Annotated in this window: 7 protein-coding genes; 5 read left to right on the plus strand and 2 right to left on the minus strand. The window is 48.5% G+C overall.

Translation table 11 applies throughout. The annotated features are described in order from the left end of the window. Nucleotides 1-130: 130 nt before the first annotated feature. The 4 genes from BM082_RS03925 to BM082_RS03940 are packed head-to-tail and all read left to right on the plus strand — an operon-like array spanning nt 131 to nt 5,438. Entirely contained in the window at nt 131-676 is a 546-nt protein-coding gene (locus BM082_RS03925; RefSeq protein WP_074925383.1) for a formate dehydrogenase subunit gamma, read from the plus strand. Then, the gene (locus BM082_RS03930; RefSeq protein WP_017015276.1) at nt 673-2,271 is read left to right on the plus strand and encodes a formate dehydrogenase beta subunit; all 1,599 of its coding nucleotides are present in this window, start codon (nt 673-675) and stop codon (nt 2,269-2,271) included. The genes BM082_RS03925 and BM082_RS03930 overlap by 4 nt, the downstream gene beginning before the upstream one ends. Nucleotides 2,272-2,292: 21 nt before the next feature. Further along, nucleotides 2,293-5,166, plus strand: coding sequence for a formate dehydrogenase subunit alpha (gene fdhF / locus BM082_RS03935; RefSeq protein WP_017017057.1), 2,874 nt, complete (start codon nt 2,293-2,295; stop codon nt 5,164-5,166). A gap of 35 nt (nt 5,167-5,201) precedes the next feature. Then, nucleotides 5,202-5,438 carry a formate dehydrogenase subunit delta gene (locus tag BM082_RS03940; RefSeq protein WP_017010068.1) on the plus strand — a complete coding sequence of 79 codons (237 nt, stop codon included), beginning with the start codon at nt 5,202-5,204 and terminating at the stop codon, nt 5,436-5,438. A gap of 97 nt (nt 5,439-5,535) precedes the next feature. On the opposite strand, the gene BM082_RS03945 is transcribed toward BM082_RS03940, so the two are convergent. Then, entirely contained in the window at nt 5,536-7,101 is a 1,566-nt protein-coding gene (locus tag BM082_RS03945) for a glycoside hydrolase family 16 protein (protein WP_017015278.1), read from the minus strand. A 113-nt stretch (nt 7,102-7,214) separates the two neighbouring features. Further along, on the minus strand, nt 7,215-8,636 hold the full coding sequence (locus BM082_RS03950) for a carbohydrate porin (protein ID WP_017015279.1): 1,422 nt from the start codon (nt 8,634-8,636) through the stop codon (nt 7,215-7,217). Nucleotides 8,637-9,312: 676 nt separating this feature from the next. Here BM082_RS03950 and BM082_RS25165 point away from each other — a divergent pair. Beyond that, nucleotides 9,313-16,749: a hypothetical protein gene (locus tag BM082_RS25165; protein ID WP_074925384.1), complete on the plus strand. Its 7,437-nt coding sequence runs from the start codon at nt 9,313-9,315 to the stop codon at nt 16,747-16,749. Nucleotides 16,750-16,818: the final 69 nt, after the last annotated feature.

The raw sequence follows: 16,818 nt of genomic DNA on the forward strand, positions 1-16,818 counted from the left end.
GCAAGTGATTAGGTGTTGTTTGCATCCTCTTGCACGTCGCAACTCGACCATGAAACGTCTCAATTCGCCAACAGGCGAGGAAGTAAATCGCACTACAATTAGACTATTGGTCTACTCGCAAGGAATGCAAATGGAAAAGACGACACCTCCCACATCATCATGTGGTGCGTCGTTGGCGACCCCTCCGCTAACCGAATCTCAATGTCAGGTCGTGAATGAAGCATTGAATTTACTCAGCACATCGCCGGGCGCATTGTTGCCTGTGCTGCATCATATCCAAAAGGTATTGCGCTTTGTTCCGCCTGCCGCCATCCCTCAGATTGCCAGAACGTTAAACCAATCTGAGGCCGATGTTCATGGCACCATGAGCTTTTATCATGAGTTCCGAAATTCGCCGCCTGGTGCAACCGTCATTCAGGTGTGTCGAGCAGAGTCCTGTCAATCCATGGGTTCTCTCGCGCTTGAAGCCTATGTTCGTTCGCGACTCGGCATCGATTTTCATCAAACGACGCGCGACAACAACTTCACGCTTGAACCGGTTTATTGCTTGGGAAATTGCATGAATTCTCCATCGATCCGCGTCGAAGATGAGATACATGGCGATATGAATGCAGCGCGTTTTGATGCGTTGGTGGAAGGGTGTCTAACACAAGTGATCGAGGTGAAAGCACCATGACATATAAAATCTATGTGCCCCTTGATACGTCAGCGGTTTCCCTTGGTGCTGACAAAGTGGCAGCCAGAATGGAACACCTCGCCGTGAACAGCGGCGAAGCAGTGTCCGTGATTCGAACGGGATCCCGAGGCATGTTCTGGCTGGAACCCATGGTGGAAGTGGATACGCCGCAAGGCCGTGTCGCTTTTGGGCCTGTGTCGGAAGACGACGTAGATGCCCTTATGGCATTGCGTTTTTTTGATGTCGAAGGTTCAGGAAAGGGAGGCCAAGAACACGCTCTCTATCTTGGTCCAACCGAAGCGCTTCCTTGGTTGAAGAAACAACAACGGCTCACCTTTTCACGCGTGGGCATTGTCGATCCTTTGGATGTGAATGACTACAAACGTCATGGTGGGTTTGAAGGGCTGAAGAATGCCTTGGCCATGAATGCACAAGAAATTCTGGATGCGGTGAAACAATCCGGATTGAGAGGGCGTGGCGGTGCGGCTTTCCCGACGGGCATCAAATGGCAAACGGTCGCCGACCAACAAGAAGGCCAAAAGTACGTGATCTGCAATGCCGATGAAGGGGATTCAGGTACGTTTGCTGACCGCATGCTGATGGAAGGCGATCCGCTCACTTTGATTGAAGGCATGATCATTTGCGCCATTTCTGTTGGTGCAACGCAAGGCTATGTCTACACACGCTCTGAATACCCGAAAGCTTGCGAGATTTTTATCAAGGCGATAGAAAAAGCCTATGAAGCGGGCTATCTCGGTGAGGACATTTGCGGTTCTGGCCATCATTTCGATCTTGAACTTCGTATGGGCGCAGGTGCGTACATTTGCGGCGAAGAAACCTCCTTGATGGAAAGCCTTGAAGGAAAACGAGGCATAGTGCGTAACAAACCGCCTTTGCCTGCCATTGAAGGCTTGTTTGGTCGCCCAACGGTAATCAACAACGTGATTTCGTTAGCGTCTGTCCCAACCATTTTGGCGAAGGGCGCAAGCTACTATGAAAACTTCGGCCAAGGCCGTTCGCGAGGCACCATGCCTTTGCAATTGGCGGGCAACATTAAACGTGGCGGCTTGGTAGAGTTGGCGTTTGGTGTATCGCTCAATGAACTGATGTATGACTTTGGCGGCGGCAGCAAAACAGGTCGTCCGCTAAAGGCTGCGCAATTGGGTGGGCCACTCGGGGCGTATTTGCCGGCTTCGCAGTGGGATGTCGACATGGATTATGAGGCGTTGTCTTCTAAAGGGGCGATGCTCGGTCATGGTGGCATTGTGGCGTTTGATGATCAAATCGACATGAGCCACATGGCGCGGTTCGCCATGGAATTCTGCGTGTTGGAATCGTGTGGGAAATGCACGCCTTGCCGCATTGGCGCCGTGCGTGGTGTGGAAGTGATTGACCAATTGGTTGAAGCCTCTGGTGATGAAAAGCTAGAGCGACATGAATTGCTGCAAGATCTCTGCGACACAATGGAACTGGGTTCAATGTGCGCCATGGGTGGGATGACACCGTATCCTGTGAAAAGCGCCCTCTTGCATTTCCCTGAAGACTTTGGCCTCGCGGCCATTCACCACACCAACGCTGCGGGCAACGGCGATTAGTTTTCGCCAAGGAGTATTACAATGGTTGAGTTTTACATTCCCATTGATCAAGACCGAAAAGATTTTGGTACACCCAATGTCACCGGCGAAGATCTTAAGCAAATTACGTTAAACATCGATGGCTGGCCTATCACCGTCCCAGAGGGGACATCGGTGATGCGTGCGGCATCCATGTTGAATATTCAAATCCCCAAATTATGCGCGACTGACAGCTTGGATGCGTTTGGATCGTGCCGCATGTGCGTGGTGGATATTGAGGGTATGCGCGGAAAACCCGCGTCTTGCACCACACCTGTGTCGGAAGGCATGAAAGTCACCACACAAAATGCGGCACTGTCAAAGTTACGCCGTAACGTGATGGAGTTGTACATCTCTGATCACCCCCTTGATTGTTTGACCTGTGCCGTGAATGGCGATTGTGAATTACAAGACGTCGCCGGTGCTGTCGGCCTGCGTGATGTGCGATATGGCTTCGAAGGTGAAAACCATCTCAAGATGGAAAAAGACACGTCAAACCCGTATTTCACCTTTGATAGCAGTAAATGCATTGTGTGCTCGCGTTGCGTGCGCTCGTGCTCTGACATCCAAGGTCAGTTTGCGTTAACCGTTGAAGGCCGTGGGTTTGATTCTCGCATTGTGGCGGGTAGCAATAACTTCATGGATTCTGAATGTGTGTCGTGTGGCGCGTGTGTTCAAGCATGCCCTACGGCAGCATTGACGGAAAATAGCGTGATTGAGCAGGGCACGCCGAGTCATTTTCGTGTCACAACGTGCGCGTATTGCGGCGTAGGTTGTTCGTTCAGAGCGGAAATGAAAGGCGACCAGCTTGTGCGTATGGTGCCGAACAAAGACGGCAAAGCAAACCAAGGCCATTCTTGTGTGAAAGGGCGCTTTGCATTTGGTTATGCAACACACAGTGATCGTATGCTTGACCCAATGATCCGTGATTCCATCGATCAACCTTGGCGCAAAGTGAGCTGGGAAGAGGCCATCGACTTTGCCGCCAACCGCATTAATACGTTACGTGACAAATACGGCGCGAACGCGCTGGGCGGGATCACCTCTTCACGTTGCACCAACGAAGAAACCTACTTAGTGCAGAAATTGGTTCGTGCAGGGTTCGGGACGAACAATGTCGATACCTGTGCGCGTGTTTGCCATTCACCAACGGGCTACGGCTTGAAAACCACGTTAGGTGAATCCGCAGGGACACAGACGTTTGATTCGGTGCAAAAAGCGGACGTGGTGGTCGTGATTGGTGCGAACCCCACTGATGGACACCCTGTTTTCGCCTCGCAGCTTAAACGTCGCCTACGCAATGGCGCGAAGTTGATAGTGATTGACCCTCGCGAAATTGATTTGGTGAATGCACCGCATGTGCGCGCCAAGTTCCACCTACAACTTCGTCCGGGCACCAACGTTGCAGTGCTGAATGCATTGGCACACGTGATTGTGTCGGAAGGGTTGGATGCAAAAGCATTCATTGACGAGCGTTGCGACACGGCGGAATTCGAAAAATGGCGCACATTTATTGCTGACGAACACCATTCGCCAGAAGCAATGGAAAGTGAAACGGGGGTGCCAGCCATGCTTATCCGCGAAGCGGCTCGGCTTTATGGCGGTGCGAACAACGGTGCCATTTACTATGGTCTCGGTGTGACAGAACACAGCCAAGGCAGCTCCGCCGTGATGGCCATTGCTAACCTTGCGATGGTTACGGGCAACATTGGCCGTGAAGGTGTGGGTGTGAATCCGCTTCGTGGCCAGAACAACGTACAAGGTAGTTGCGACATGGGCTCGTTCCCTCATGAATTGCCGGGCTACCGCCATGTTTCAGACCCAGACGTTCGCGCGCTGTTTGAAGGCGAGTGGGGGGTGAAGATTGATGACGAACCAGGGCTTCGTATTCCTAATATGTTCGATGCTGCGATCGCAGGTCGATTCAAAGCCTTGTATGTGCAGGGCGAAGACATCGCGCAATCTGACCCAAATACACAGCACGTCGAAGCTGCACTCTCTTCGCTTGAATGTTTGATCGTGCAAGACATCTTCTTAAATGAAACCGCGAAATTTGCGCATGTGTTCTTGCCAGGAGCGACCTTCCTCGAAAAAGACGGCACTTTCACGAACGCTGAACGACGAATTTCTCCGGTAAGAAAAGTCATGGCACCTCTGTCAGGAAAGGCGGATTGGGAAGCAACCGTCGCGCTGGCGAATGCGCTGGGTTGTGAAATGACGTATCAACATCCGTCAGAAATCATGGATGAAATTGCCAAGTTGACGCCGACATTTCATGGTGTGAGTTATGAAAAATTGGATGAACTGGGTTCTATTCAATGGCCATGTAACGATGACGCGCCGCAGGGTACGCCAACCATGCACATTGACGCGTTTGTGAAAGGTAAAGGCAGTTTTGTGGTGACGGAGTATGTCGCATCACAAGAGAAAGTGAACAAGCGGTTCCCATTGTTGCTGACCACGGGTCGGATCCTGAGTCAATACAATGTTGGCGCGCAAACCCGAAGAACGGAAAACTCGCGATGGCATGAAGAAGATGTGCTCGAGCTTCATCCATTAGACGCGGAAGATCGCGGCATTGTGGATGGCACGCCAGTTCGCATTCGCAGCCGTGCAGGGGAGGTAACATTACCTGCGTTAATCAGTAATCGGATGCAACCGGGTGTGGTTTATACCACTTTCCACCATCCTGTTTCGGGTACCAATGTGATCACCACGAATAACTCTGATTGGGCGACCAATTGTCCAGAGTACAAAGTGACCGCAGTACAAGTGCGAGTGGCTGCAGATCAAGCACAGTGGCAAGAACGCTTCCGCGCGTTTGATGAAGAGCAGCAAGCACACGTCTCGGCGGCGTATCAAGAAGATACGGACTGAGTGTCACTCAATAAGAAAGAAGGAAGAGCCTGAGTATGGACGGCGAAGCACATAGAAACGAACAGCTGTATGCGATGGCAAACCAAATTGCCGATAATCTTGCCCATGGACGAAGTGAAGAAGAGACCATTGATGAAGTGGCATCTCATATTCGTCGTTTTTGGTCGCGAGACATGAAAGACAGTTTGTTTGACGCATTAGAATCGGGTGAGCTCAATCCGCTTGCAGAAGAAGCGGCGTCAAACTTAGCAAGAGAATATCAGTTTAAATAGAACCCAATCTTGAATAGCGGCGAAAGCAACTGAACCTTATGTGTGACCCAATAAAAAAGCGGCTGATTCAGCCGCTTTTTTCATACCAAAGGATGGGTTACTTTTCGTATCGAATGTTATCGATGTAAAGCACCATTGGCCCTGTTGGTTCAATAACGAAGATGTTTTTCAGACCTTCTACATTGGCTTTCGCGCCAGGTGCAAAACGGTTACCGTTATTGATCAAGTCAGCGAAGTTAATACGCACTTCACGCCATTGTCCAAGAGGTGGGATTTCCACATCAACGTCACTCGCTGCTGGCCAGCCGCTGTCGACTTTCAACATCAGGTTAGCTGCTGGATCTTTCTCTTCAACCAGAAGGTCAAAGACAATGTCACCACCGCTCATCCACTCGCCCATGTTGACTTCTGGTGATTCGAAGTAGAAGTTACCGATGTCGCCAGTCTTCTTAATCGCCAGAATGTCGCCACGGCCTTCAGCTTGCTTGGTTTCAACATACACCTTGAACTGCGGATCGTATTCTTTCGAGCGCAGGTGCTTGTCTAGGCTGTCGCCGTACAGCAAGAACTCAGGGCCTGTTGCATAGTCTGGACCTGGAATGATGATTTCAGGTGCAGGTGTACCTGCAACAAACTTGGCGTCTTCCGACACTGTCGCACAACCTTTGCCATTAACCGGATCTTTTGCACATTCGTAGACACGAACGTAGTCAACTTCCATGGTTTGCGGGAAGATGGAATCATCAATGCCGCCTTCGTTGGCATTCGCCGCCCATGAACCGCCAATAGCAAGGTTTAAGATCATGTGGAAACGCTGGTTAAACGGCGCGTCTTCTTCTCCAGTGACAATCTTGCCACCTTCTTTGTATTGACTGAACCAACCATCAGAACGCTGCGTTGCGTAGTGGATATCATCGATATACCAACGCATTTCGTTCTTCTCCCACTCTATGGCATAGGTATGGAAGCCATCAGCAGGGTTGACGTGATCAGGGAGGTGATATTCTGCAGCAGTGCTCACGTTGTCAGGCCACTCGCGACCGTAGTGCAAAGTACCGTGAATACGCGCTTCTTCTTTGCCCGGCTCCGCGCCTAGCTCGTCCGTCGGCGTTTTCAGGTTAACGGCTTCAACGATATCAATCTCGCCCGATGCAGCCCAGCCACCATAAACATAGTCCGTTGGAAGCATCCAAATCGCAGGCCAAGTACCTTGGCCAAACGGAAGCTTAGCTCGCACTTCAAAACGACCATATTGCCAATCGCCTTTGTTCATGGTTCTTAGGCGAGCAGAGGTGTAGGGGAGTGTCGCTTTGCGGCGGCTCTTTCCTTCAGGGTCTGATGGACCCGTGAATTGGAAATCACGTGCAACAATGTGCAATTTACCGTCTTCAACAAACGAGTTAACGTCACGATCGGTATAGCATTGGCGTTCTGCGTTACCGCCGCCGTAGCAGTTTTCTTCGTGACTCCATTTGCTCTTATCAATGGCAGCACCACTGAATTCGTCGTTCCATACCAGCGTCCATGTTTTTGGCGCTTTGATCATTGGTCCACTGGTATCAGGCCCTTGAGAAATGGGCTGATAGACTTTCGACGAACACCCAGCCACTGCAGCAACTACTGCAGTCGCAATCAGTGCGCGACGATAGGGGAAATTAGTCATTTTCGTATCCTTACAGGTCGAACTTTTGGTGCTCAAAAAACACGCAACACATACAAACTTAAGATAGCTGCCGATTACTCGTAACATAGGAGCAATTGGCATCACCCCATCTATTACCAGTAGGCATCAGCCTGAATGCCGAAGACAATGTCATCCGTTGTTGGAACGGTAGGATCGTTTTGTGCGCCTGTTGTCCAAGAACTAGGGAGATAAGTGGCAGTAAATCGAATTTCTGCTGTAGATAACCCGTCAGATAAGACAAATGTAGGAGCGACAGTAAATTTAGACTGGTGCCAGTGACCGCCATTTTGAACATTCTCGTAATATCCCACTTCAGTTTGTACGATAAAGTTACCTTTAACAGGGAAAATATTACGCATCATGGCTGAAACCCAATAGTTATAGCCAGAATGAACACCGTCTAGGCTATTGCCATTTGTATAGTAGTCATCATTTGTCCCTTCATCGTTATATTGAATTTGTACAGAAGGGAAAAATCCGATGCCATTATCCATGGTGTATCCACCCCAGAGCAGAAGTCGAGCAGAAGTCGCATCATCTTCTCTGAAAGTTATACGGGAATAAGGGTCGCCAAACCACGGGCCTTGTTCACCTACTTTATAACCTTGAATGAGTGACCCTGGACGTAGAGATGAATAGTCAGTGACCGTGCTGCCTAGAAGATTTCCTGAACCAAGGCCTCTACCAGCTTGAAGAATGGCGTAAGAAAAAGCGTTACCTTTGAGGCCAAAGAAATCTAGCATGTGATAGATAGCAGTTACATCATACCCAGTGTCTGCCCACTCTTTGCCATCAAGCGCATAGTTATCTGGCAAATATTTTAGGTTACCGTGTAGTGTTAAAGCGCCCAAAGTGTATGCAGCATGAAGGGTATGCATGGAGTTATTTTGGTTTGCAACTACTTGCTCGCGTTGGGACTCAGTAAAGAATCTTTTGTTAAAATTCTCATCTAACTCGCCATTTTCAAATGCTGTATTAACGAAGTCGTCATAATCTCCGTAATCCAAGCTTATGTTTCGTTCACTAGATATATATGCAAGATCCAAAAATGAGTCACCGACTTCAAAATCTTGAATACCGACACCGATACCTTCTAGATCCGTATAGAAAAAATCTGTCATGAAGATGTAGTTTTCTTCTGCCAGCTTTCTCTTGCCTGCCCATAAAGTACCAGATGGAAGCACGCCATCCATTTCTAAATAGCCAATTAGATCATCGAATTCGGTGTCGCCGACACCAATATGAATACGGAGTTGTTGGTCTTCATTGATATTGGTAATGGTGGTGAAACCAAAGTTACCGTCATTGTCGGATTCCAAGCCTAAACGACCGAGCTGTTCCTTTTGACCACCGATATCTGCTTTTTTAAAATCATTTTCTTTACTGGCAAAAAAACCAGCGCGAAAGTAACCGTGAAATTCGACTTCGTCGATAATGGCGGCATTCGCAGCAGGTATGCTTGATAGCACACCTGCAACAGCGAGCGCTGCTATCGACAGTTTTGACTTTTTCATTCTGACTCCGTGAAGAGATCTTAAAGGTTGTTTCGCAAGAAAGCGCTTTCTTTCTGTGCTTATAAATGCTCGAAATCGACATCGAATAAACCTGACACCCAGAGAGGTTTTTTTCTAGAAAAAATCGAGGTTGACTAGCTTTTCACCTTCTTTGTCGGTGATGTTAAACATCGGTCCGTGTAAATCTCAAAGAAAGCGCTATGCAATTGCGACGTTAAGAAGGTCTGCCTTCAACTGCAATCAGTAACTGTAAAAACCTTTAACTAATTCACATAATATTTACATTTGGCCTTATTTATTGGTCATTAAGACCATGACTATCGGCTCTGTCTTAAAAATAATTCACATTTTGATGTGACGTATCACTTGTGAGTCTTGTTACAAAGAGAGCGCTTTCTTTTGTGAGTGTTTCTATTAATTGAAAGAATGAAATTAAATTCATGTTGTATCGACCTGTCCATTAACAATATTTTTACAAGCTAGGCGATGGGTCTATCCATCTGCAAGTCAAAGTCAGTTTTCTGGCTTTGTTTTTAAGCACTGCTGAAAGCGCTTTCTTTTGGCGGCGACACCCAACCAAAGCAAGTTTCTCCGTTCGACAGGGGAGTTCTGAACTTCCGCAATGCGCGCAGCGCTGTTGCGGTCAAGATGTAGGATTAGAAATACGGACGATATGATGAAGAATATATTTGCAAAAATGCTGTTGATGGCGTCTGTCGCCTTAACTGGCTGTGGTGGTGGGGATGACCCTATCGTGGGTGAGTCGATAGAAGGCTCGCCCCGTTCTGAAGATGTTTTAACCGTTCAATCCTCTGGTGCACTGCGCTCTGGATTGGGGTTGAATGGTTGGGAAGGTGTTGCTCGCATTACTTCTGGTGATGCAGTCACTGTTACTACTCCTTCTAGCGAAGCAGAGGCGGGTGATTTTGGCGATTTTAAATGGGGAGCGGGCGTAACTTCAGATCCTGCACTTGATCTTTCAGGCTACGGTGATGGTTATCTAAATTTTGAAGTGAAAGGTACTGTTCAATCTCCGGTGACTATCGGCTTCCAGACCGGAGAGTTTGGTAATGCAGATCGCCCTGACGCATCTAACGGAGTTGTGTTTGAGCCAACTGCTGCATCACCTAACAGTGGTGTAAATGCGCTTGCCGGCGGTCGTACGATTACTAGTGATTGGCAAACTTATCAGATTAGTATTTCTGAGTTGACTAGCGGCTTGCCTATTGATTTTACAGATGTATCGTCACCTTTATTCATTGCAGGACCAGGTGTTGACGGCGGTACAGTAGAAGTCCGGAACGCATTTTTTTCAAAATCTCCTAATTCCGAAATTGGTACTGACAGTGAGCAATGGACCGTTTTTAACGGTGCTGTAACTGCTAACTCATACATCGCATACAGTGGTCAACAATCTACATTGCCTGTTGAAATTTGGTTCGATAATTTTGGTAGTGGTTCTACTGTCTCGAACTTGACGGGAGAGGAATATTCGACAGCTTTTGAGCTCACTAGCGGCAATGAGTGGGGAATCGACGTTGCAGTAACTGCATTTGGCCTACCAAACAATCCGGCAGACATCTCCGCGTATAATTTTGCTCGATTCAAGGTTCAACCTGGTAACTTTACAGGTGTCGAAAGTGTTGTTATTCAACCAAATGAGAATGATCCCGAAAACCCTTTTGAAACACGCTATCACTATGGTTTTTCTAGCGGAACCGATCTCGGTAATGGCTGGATCCAAATGCAAGTGCCTGTCCCCGCAGGTGTAGAGGACTTAGCATGGTACGCGATTCAATTTAACGGCGTGGGCAAGATGAAGCTCGCCGATATAGAATTTGTCAACGTTGGTGCTGGGCAAGGTCAAGGTATTGACGGCGGAACTGACGGTGGCACCGATGGTGGTTCAAACTCTTCTGGTACAGGCTACATTCTCTACACTGGTCAAGAAGCCAATGTTTCTTTCGAAGAGTTACAAGCATGGAATGGTGCAGGTATTTCGGAAGTATCTGGTGGTACTTATGATCCTGCACTTGAGCTAACTGTCACTGGTGGTTGGGGAGCTTTAGCTTGGGCTAGCTCATCAAGCGTTGTCGATTTCACTCCATACACTCATGCACAATTCAAAGTGAAGACTGACGCTGCTCAAGTACGTGTGTCTATCACTGGTCAAAGTGACGGAGAAGTTGCGAACGATCACCAGCTTTCGACAGGCACAGCATTAGCTGACGGCTGGGTGCAAATGGAAATACCCGTCCCGGCTTTTGCAGATGTAACTACGTTTGCTTTGGTGCTAGGACAAGATGGTACGTTGCAGATTGCTGACATTGCTTTGGTGAACAACAATACCGATGGCGGCACTGACGCTCCAGATACAGGTTACATTCTCTACACTGGTCAAGAAGCTAATATTGCTTTCGAAGATCTACAAGCGTGGAATGGTGCTGGTATTTCGGAAGTTTCTGGCGGTACTTATGACCCAGTACTTGAGCTGACCGTTACTGGTGGATGGGGTGCATTAGCTTGGGCTAACTCATCAAGCGTTGTCGATTTCACTCCATACACTCACGCGCAATTCAAAGTGAAGACTGATGCTGCTCAGGTACGTGTGTCTATCACTGGCCAGAGTGACGGAGAAGTTGCGAACGAATACGCGCTTTCGACAGGTACAGCACTAGCTGACGGCTGGGTGCAAATGGAAATACCGGTCCCAGCCTTTGCAGATGTGACTACATTCGCTGTGGTGCTAGGACAAGATGGCACGTTGCAGATAGCTGATATTGCTCTGGTCAAGAACGATACTGACGGCGGCACCGATGGTGGCACTGACGGCGGCACTGATGGTGGCACTGACGGCGGCACTGACGGCGGCACTGATGGTGGCACTGACGGCAGCAGCACTGAATACTCAGTAGCGCCTGAAATTGCGCCACAACCAACGGCAACGGGTGACTTCCCAGTTTCAACCGTTACTGGTGGTGATGCATCAGGACAGCCTGTGCTTGGCACTGCTCAACTGCCTGCAATCTCTTACGGTGCATATCGCACAAACGTGCGTTCTAATGAAAATGCTCCAAGCGTTGCGGAAGTTAAAGAAGACCTGAAAATCATGCATGCAACTGGCATTCGTATGCTGCGTACATATAACACTCAGGACTTCGTAGACACTGAACGTTTACTTCAGGCGATTGATGAGCTTCAGCAGGAAGACGCTAGCTTCGAAATGAACGTCATGCTTGGTGTGTGGATTTCAGCACTCAATGCATTCTCTAATGTAGAAATAGACAGTTCACAAGAACATGCCAACAACCAATTGGAAATGGATAAAGCGGTTGAGTTCGCTCAAACCTATCCAAACATTATCAAAGTGATTGCGGTTGGTAATGAGGCAATGGTTGAGTGGGCGAGCAGCTACCGTGTTGAGCCTGGTATTATCCTGAGCCGTGTTAACGAACTTCAAGCAATGAAGGCCGATGGCACAATCAGTGATGATATTTGGATCACCAGTTCTGAAAACTGGGCGGTTTGGTCTATCAACAATGGTTACTACCAAGCGCATGAAGCAGACATCAAAGCACTGATTCAAGCAGTTGACTACGTGTCCGTTCATGTTTACCCATTCCACGATACATTCCATGACGGTGATTTCTGGCCAGTTCCTGAGTCAGAGCAATCTCTTACTCGTCAAGAACAAGCTGATAAAGCCATGGAGCGCGCGTTCAACAAAGCGCTAACTCAAATTGATGCTGTTAAAGACAGTGTCATGGCAATTGACAGCACTAAGCAGATTCACATTGGTGAAACAGGTTGGTCGACTGAGTCGAACACTGGTTTCGGTGCTGGTGGAACGGGTGCTTCTGATGAGTACAAACAGAAGAAATACTATGATGCGATGAGCCAATGGGCTATCGACTACGGCGCATCTGTATTCTTCTTCCAAGCATTTGATGAACCATGGAAAGGTGGTGCTGAAAACACTGGCGATCCAGAGAAACACTTTGGTCTGATCGACATTGATGGTAATGCGAAATATGCCATTTGGGATCTGGTTGATGCCGGTGCGTTTGAAGGAATCACTCGCGGTGGTAATCAGATCGTTAAGTCAAACGGCGGTGTTGAGCAAAACGTCATTGACGCTATTCACGCTATTCCGTACGAAACGGGTTCTGATACCTCTGGTGCTGGGTACGTCATGTATACCGGTAAAGACACTGTTCACGGCTTCGACGACATTCAAGTATGGTCGCAAGACGGTTCGGGTGCTTCAATTGGTGCCGGAAGTGACAGCACTTATTCACCTGTTCAAGAACTTACGGTAACGGGTGATTGGGGTTCTGCTGCTTGGTTGTTTAACACAACACAAGTAGACCTTACGCCATACACACATGCCGAGTTCAAAGTTAAAACATCTGCTGCGAATGTTGATGTCACTTTCATCAACCAAGCAGATGAAACAACAGCTAACCCATACTCACTGTCATCAGGTACTTCACTTGATAATGGTTGGGTTCAAATGAGCGTGCCAGTGCCTTCTTATACTGATATGAAGACATTCGCGTTGACGCTTGGTGAAAACGGAACACTTGAGATCGCTGACATTGCATTCGTGAACAACGATAGCAGTGGCGGTACTGACGCTCCAGAAACGGGCTATGTACTTTACACCGGTCAAGAGACAAACATTGTCTTTGAAGACGTTCAAGTATGGAACAATGCTGGTTTAAGCGAGGTCGCTAATGACACGTACAATCCAGTACTAGAACTCGACGTAACGGACGGTTGGGGCGCGGTTGCTTGGGTTAGCAGCTCAAATCCAATTGATATCTCGTCTTACACACATGCACAGTTCAAAGTGCGCACAGATGCAAGCGCGGTTCGATTGTCTATTCAGAGTCTGTCACAGGATGAGGTCGCTAATGACTACTCACTGTCACAGGGTACTGCTCTGACTGATGGCTGGGTACAAATGGAAGTGCCATTACCCGCATTCACAGACATGACAACCTTCGCGATGGTATTGAGCCAAAACGGCACCTTGGAAATTGCTGATGTTGCTTATGTGAACAAAGGCAATGGTGGTGCTGCGCCAGAAGTTGGCTACATCCTGTATACAGGCCAAGAAACCAACCTTGTTTTCGATGATGTTCAAGTCTGGAACAATGCAGGTCTAGGTGATGCTACCAGTGACTTGTATAACCCTGTACTTGAATTGACAGTCACTGATGGTTGGGGTGCATTGGCGTGGTCAAGTACGCTTAACCCAATTGACGTTACGTCATACACACACGCACGCTTCAAGCTTCTGACTGACCTTGCTCAGGTTCGCATCTCAATCCAAGGTGTAACCGATGGTGAAGTGGCTGATGATTACTTGCTTTCAAACGGAACAGCGCTGACAGATGGCTGGGTACAAATGGAACTACCACTGCCTGACTTCGCGGATTTAACAACCTTCGCGGTTGTCCTGTCAGAAAACGGTAGCTTCCAGATTGCAGACCTCGCGTTTGTAAACGCTGATAATGACGGCGGCACCGATGGTGGTACTGACGGTGGCACCGATGGTGGCACCGATGGTGGCACCGATGGTGGTACTGACGGTGGCACCGATGGTGGTACTGACGGTGGCACCGATGGTGGTACTGACGGTGGCACCGATGGTGGTACTGACGGCGGCACTGATGGTGGTACTGACGGCGGCACCGATGGTGGTACTGACGGCGGCACTGACGGCGGAACCGATGGTGGCACTGACGGTGTGACTATCACAGCGAGCGATATTATTGACTTCGAAGCCAACACAGTAACGTGGGAAGTGTTCGAAAACGATGACAACCCAGCGGTTGAGCTTGTTGCTAACCCAGATACATCTGGTGCAAATGTTTCTGCGACAGCAGCCAAGCTAATTGCACGTGAAAATGGCCAACCATGGGCTGGTGCAATCACTCGCGACGTAGAACCGTTTACCCTTGATGCGACCAACAGCGTTGTTCGTATGATGGTGTATAAAGACAAAATCAGCACAGTACGTTTCAAACTGGAAACAGCAAGTGGTTATGCGCAAGAGCTTCTTGCTAACAATACGCTTGTTAACCAGTGGGAAGAGTTGACGTTTGATTTCTCTTCTGTCGCAGACTTGTATGACGGTCCTGTAACAGGCGTAGTTGTGTTCCCTGATTTTGTTGATGCGGATACTATGCGTGATGCTGATGCAGTCATGTACTTCGACAACATCACATTCAATGCAGCGGACACGGACGGCGGCACTGATGGTGGAACTGACGGCGGAACTGACGGCGGTACCGATGGTGGTACGACTGGAAGTGTGACGTCTATCTTTAGTGATGATTACACCGATATTGCCATCAATGAATGGGGCCCTAACTGGGGTGACTCTTCAGCTCGCATCATCGATGGCACTCTGAATGACAGCCCAGCCAAAGTGATCACGCTTGGCGCAGGTCAAACATTCGCCGGTATTGATTTCTCATCAGCAGCATTTGACGCGACGAGTCTTACTACTTTCCATATGCAGTACAAATTAGATCCTTTGTTAGCTGGGCAAGTGGTTAATATTAAGTTGTCAAATCATGATGGTGGCAATGGCGAAACCGGTGCGATTCAATACACCAGCGTACCTTCAAGTGAAGATGTCGTTACGCTTGCGATTCCGTTTACTGAATTTACAGACGCAAGTGGCAGTGGTGATTTATCACGAAATGCTATCGCACAAATCGTCATTTCTGCGGCAAGATCTGATGGCAGTGCGCCAGTAGATATCTATCTCGATAATATCTATTTCAGTGATGGCAGCACCGATGGTGGCACTGACGGCGGTACCGATGGTGGCACTGACGGCGGCACCGATGGTGGTACTGACGGCGGCACCGATGGTGGCACTGACGGCGGCACCGATGGTGGTACTGACGGCGGCACCGATGGTGGAACTGACGGCAGCACCGATGGTGGTACTGACGGCGGCACCGATGGTGGTACTGACGGCGGCACCGATGGTGGCACTGACGGCGGCACAGACGGTGGAACTGACGGCGGCACGACTGACAACACGCCAATCGTTATCTTTAACGATGCGGCTAACCCGCAGTGGGTAGCATGGGATTGTTGTGGTGGAACGACGCCACCTGTTACGACGGATAGTGATGCGACTTACGGCGCTGTGACCTTCTTTGAAGTGGCTAATGCGACAGTGAACGGCTTTAGTTCTCGTGACGGTGTTGCTACGGATCCTCAGCCAATCGATGTGAATGCATGGATGGTAGAAGGTGTCATCTCATTTGATATCAAGCTACTTGCTGCAGGTGAAACACCTGCTGATGTTTGGAACTTCAAAGTAGAGTCAAATGGTGGTAGTGAAGCTGTGGAGCTGCGTTTAGACACTGTTCCAGAGTTGAACGTATGGAAGAACTACACGTTCAACCTGAGCGACCTGTCGAACAACGGCCTAGACCTCACTGCAATTGACCTGATTATGGTGTTCCCAGCTTGGGATACAGGAATCGGTTCTGAGTACGTGATAGACAATGTTGTCATCTCTCCGACTGCTAATGATGGCGGCACTGACGGTGGCACTGATGGTGGTACTGATGGCGGCACTGACACAACAGGTGACGTTGTTTCCATCTTCAGTGATGACTACACCGATATCACTGTAAATGAGTGGGGCCCTAACTGGGGTGACTCTTCAGCACGTATCACTGATGGCGATCTTAACGGTAGTCCAGCTAAAGTGATTAATGTTGAAGCAGGTCAAGTGTTTGCCGGCATTGATTTCTCTTCGGCAGCATTTGATGCATCTAGCTTCACGACATTCAACATGCAATACAAAGTCGATCCTTTGTTAGCAGGTCAGGTGATTAACATTAAGTTGTCTAACCATGCTGGAGGCTCTGGTGAGACTGGTGCGATTCAATACACCAGTGTTCCTTCAAGTACTGATGTAGTGACATTGAGTGTTTCGCTAGATGATTTTACCGATGCGAGTGGCAGCGGTGATTTATCAAGAGATGCGATTGCACAAATTGTTATCACTGCTTCAAGAGCTGATAGCAATGAGTCTGTCGATGTTTATTTAGATAACATTTATTTCAGTAAATGATAAGGTGATTAAGTAACTGTTGAGTACGTTAATCAATAGTTCTTCAACTTAAAATATAAAGGCCAAGTA

Origin of the sequence: Enterovibrio norvegicus DSM 15893 (genome assembly GCF_900115495.1) — a bacterium.
Lineage (GTDB): Bacteria > Pseudomonadota > Gammaproteobacteria > Enterobacterales > Vibrionaceae > Enterovibrio > Enterovibrio norvegicus.

What these genes read in the sequence shown, in the direction of transcription:
- BM082_RS03925 (WP_074925383.1), top strand. Translation starts at nt 131, where the DNA reads ATGGAAAAGACGACACCTCCCACATCATCATGTGGTGCGTCGTTGGCG.
- BM082_RS03930 (WP_017015276.1), top strand. Translation starts at nt 673, where the DNA reads ATGACATATAAAATCTATGTGCCCCTTGATACGTCAGCGGTTTCCCTT.
- fdhF (WP_017017057.1), top strand. Translation starts at nt 2,293, where the DNA reads ATGGTTGAGTTTTACATTCCCATTGATCAAGACCGAAAAGATTTTGGT.
- BM082_RS03940 (WP_017010068.1), top strand. Translation starts at nt 5,202, where the DNA reads ATGGACGGCGAAGCACATAGAAACGAACAGCTGTATGCGATGGCAAAC.
- BM082_RS03945 (WP_017015278.1), bottom strand. Translation starts at nt 7,101, where the DNA reads ATGACTAATTTCCCCTATCGTCGCGCACTGATTGCGACTGCAGTAGTT.
- BM082_RS03950 (WP_017015279.1), bottom strand. Translation starts at nt 8,636, where the DNA reads ATGAAAAAGTCAAAACTGTCGATAGCAGCGCTCGCTGTTGCAGGTGTG.
- BM082_RS25165 (WP_074925384.1), top strand. Translation starts at nt 9,313, where the DNA reads ATGAAGAATATATTTGCAAAAATGCTGTTGATGGCGTCTGTCGCCTTA.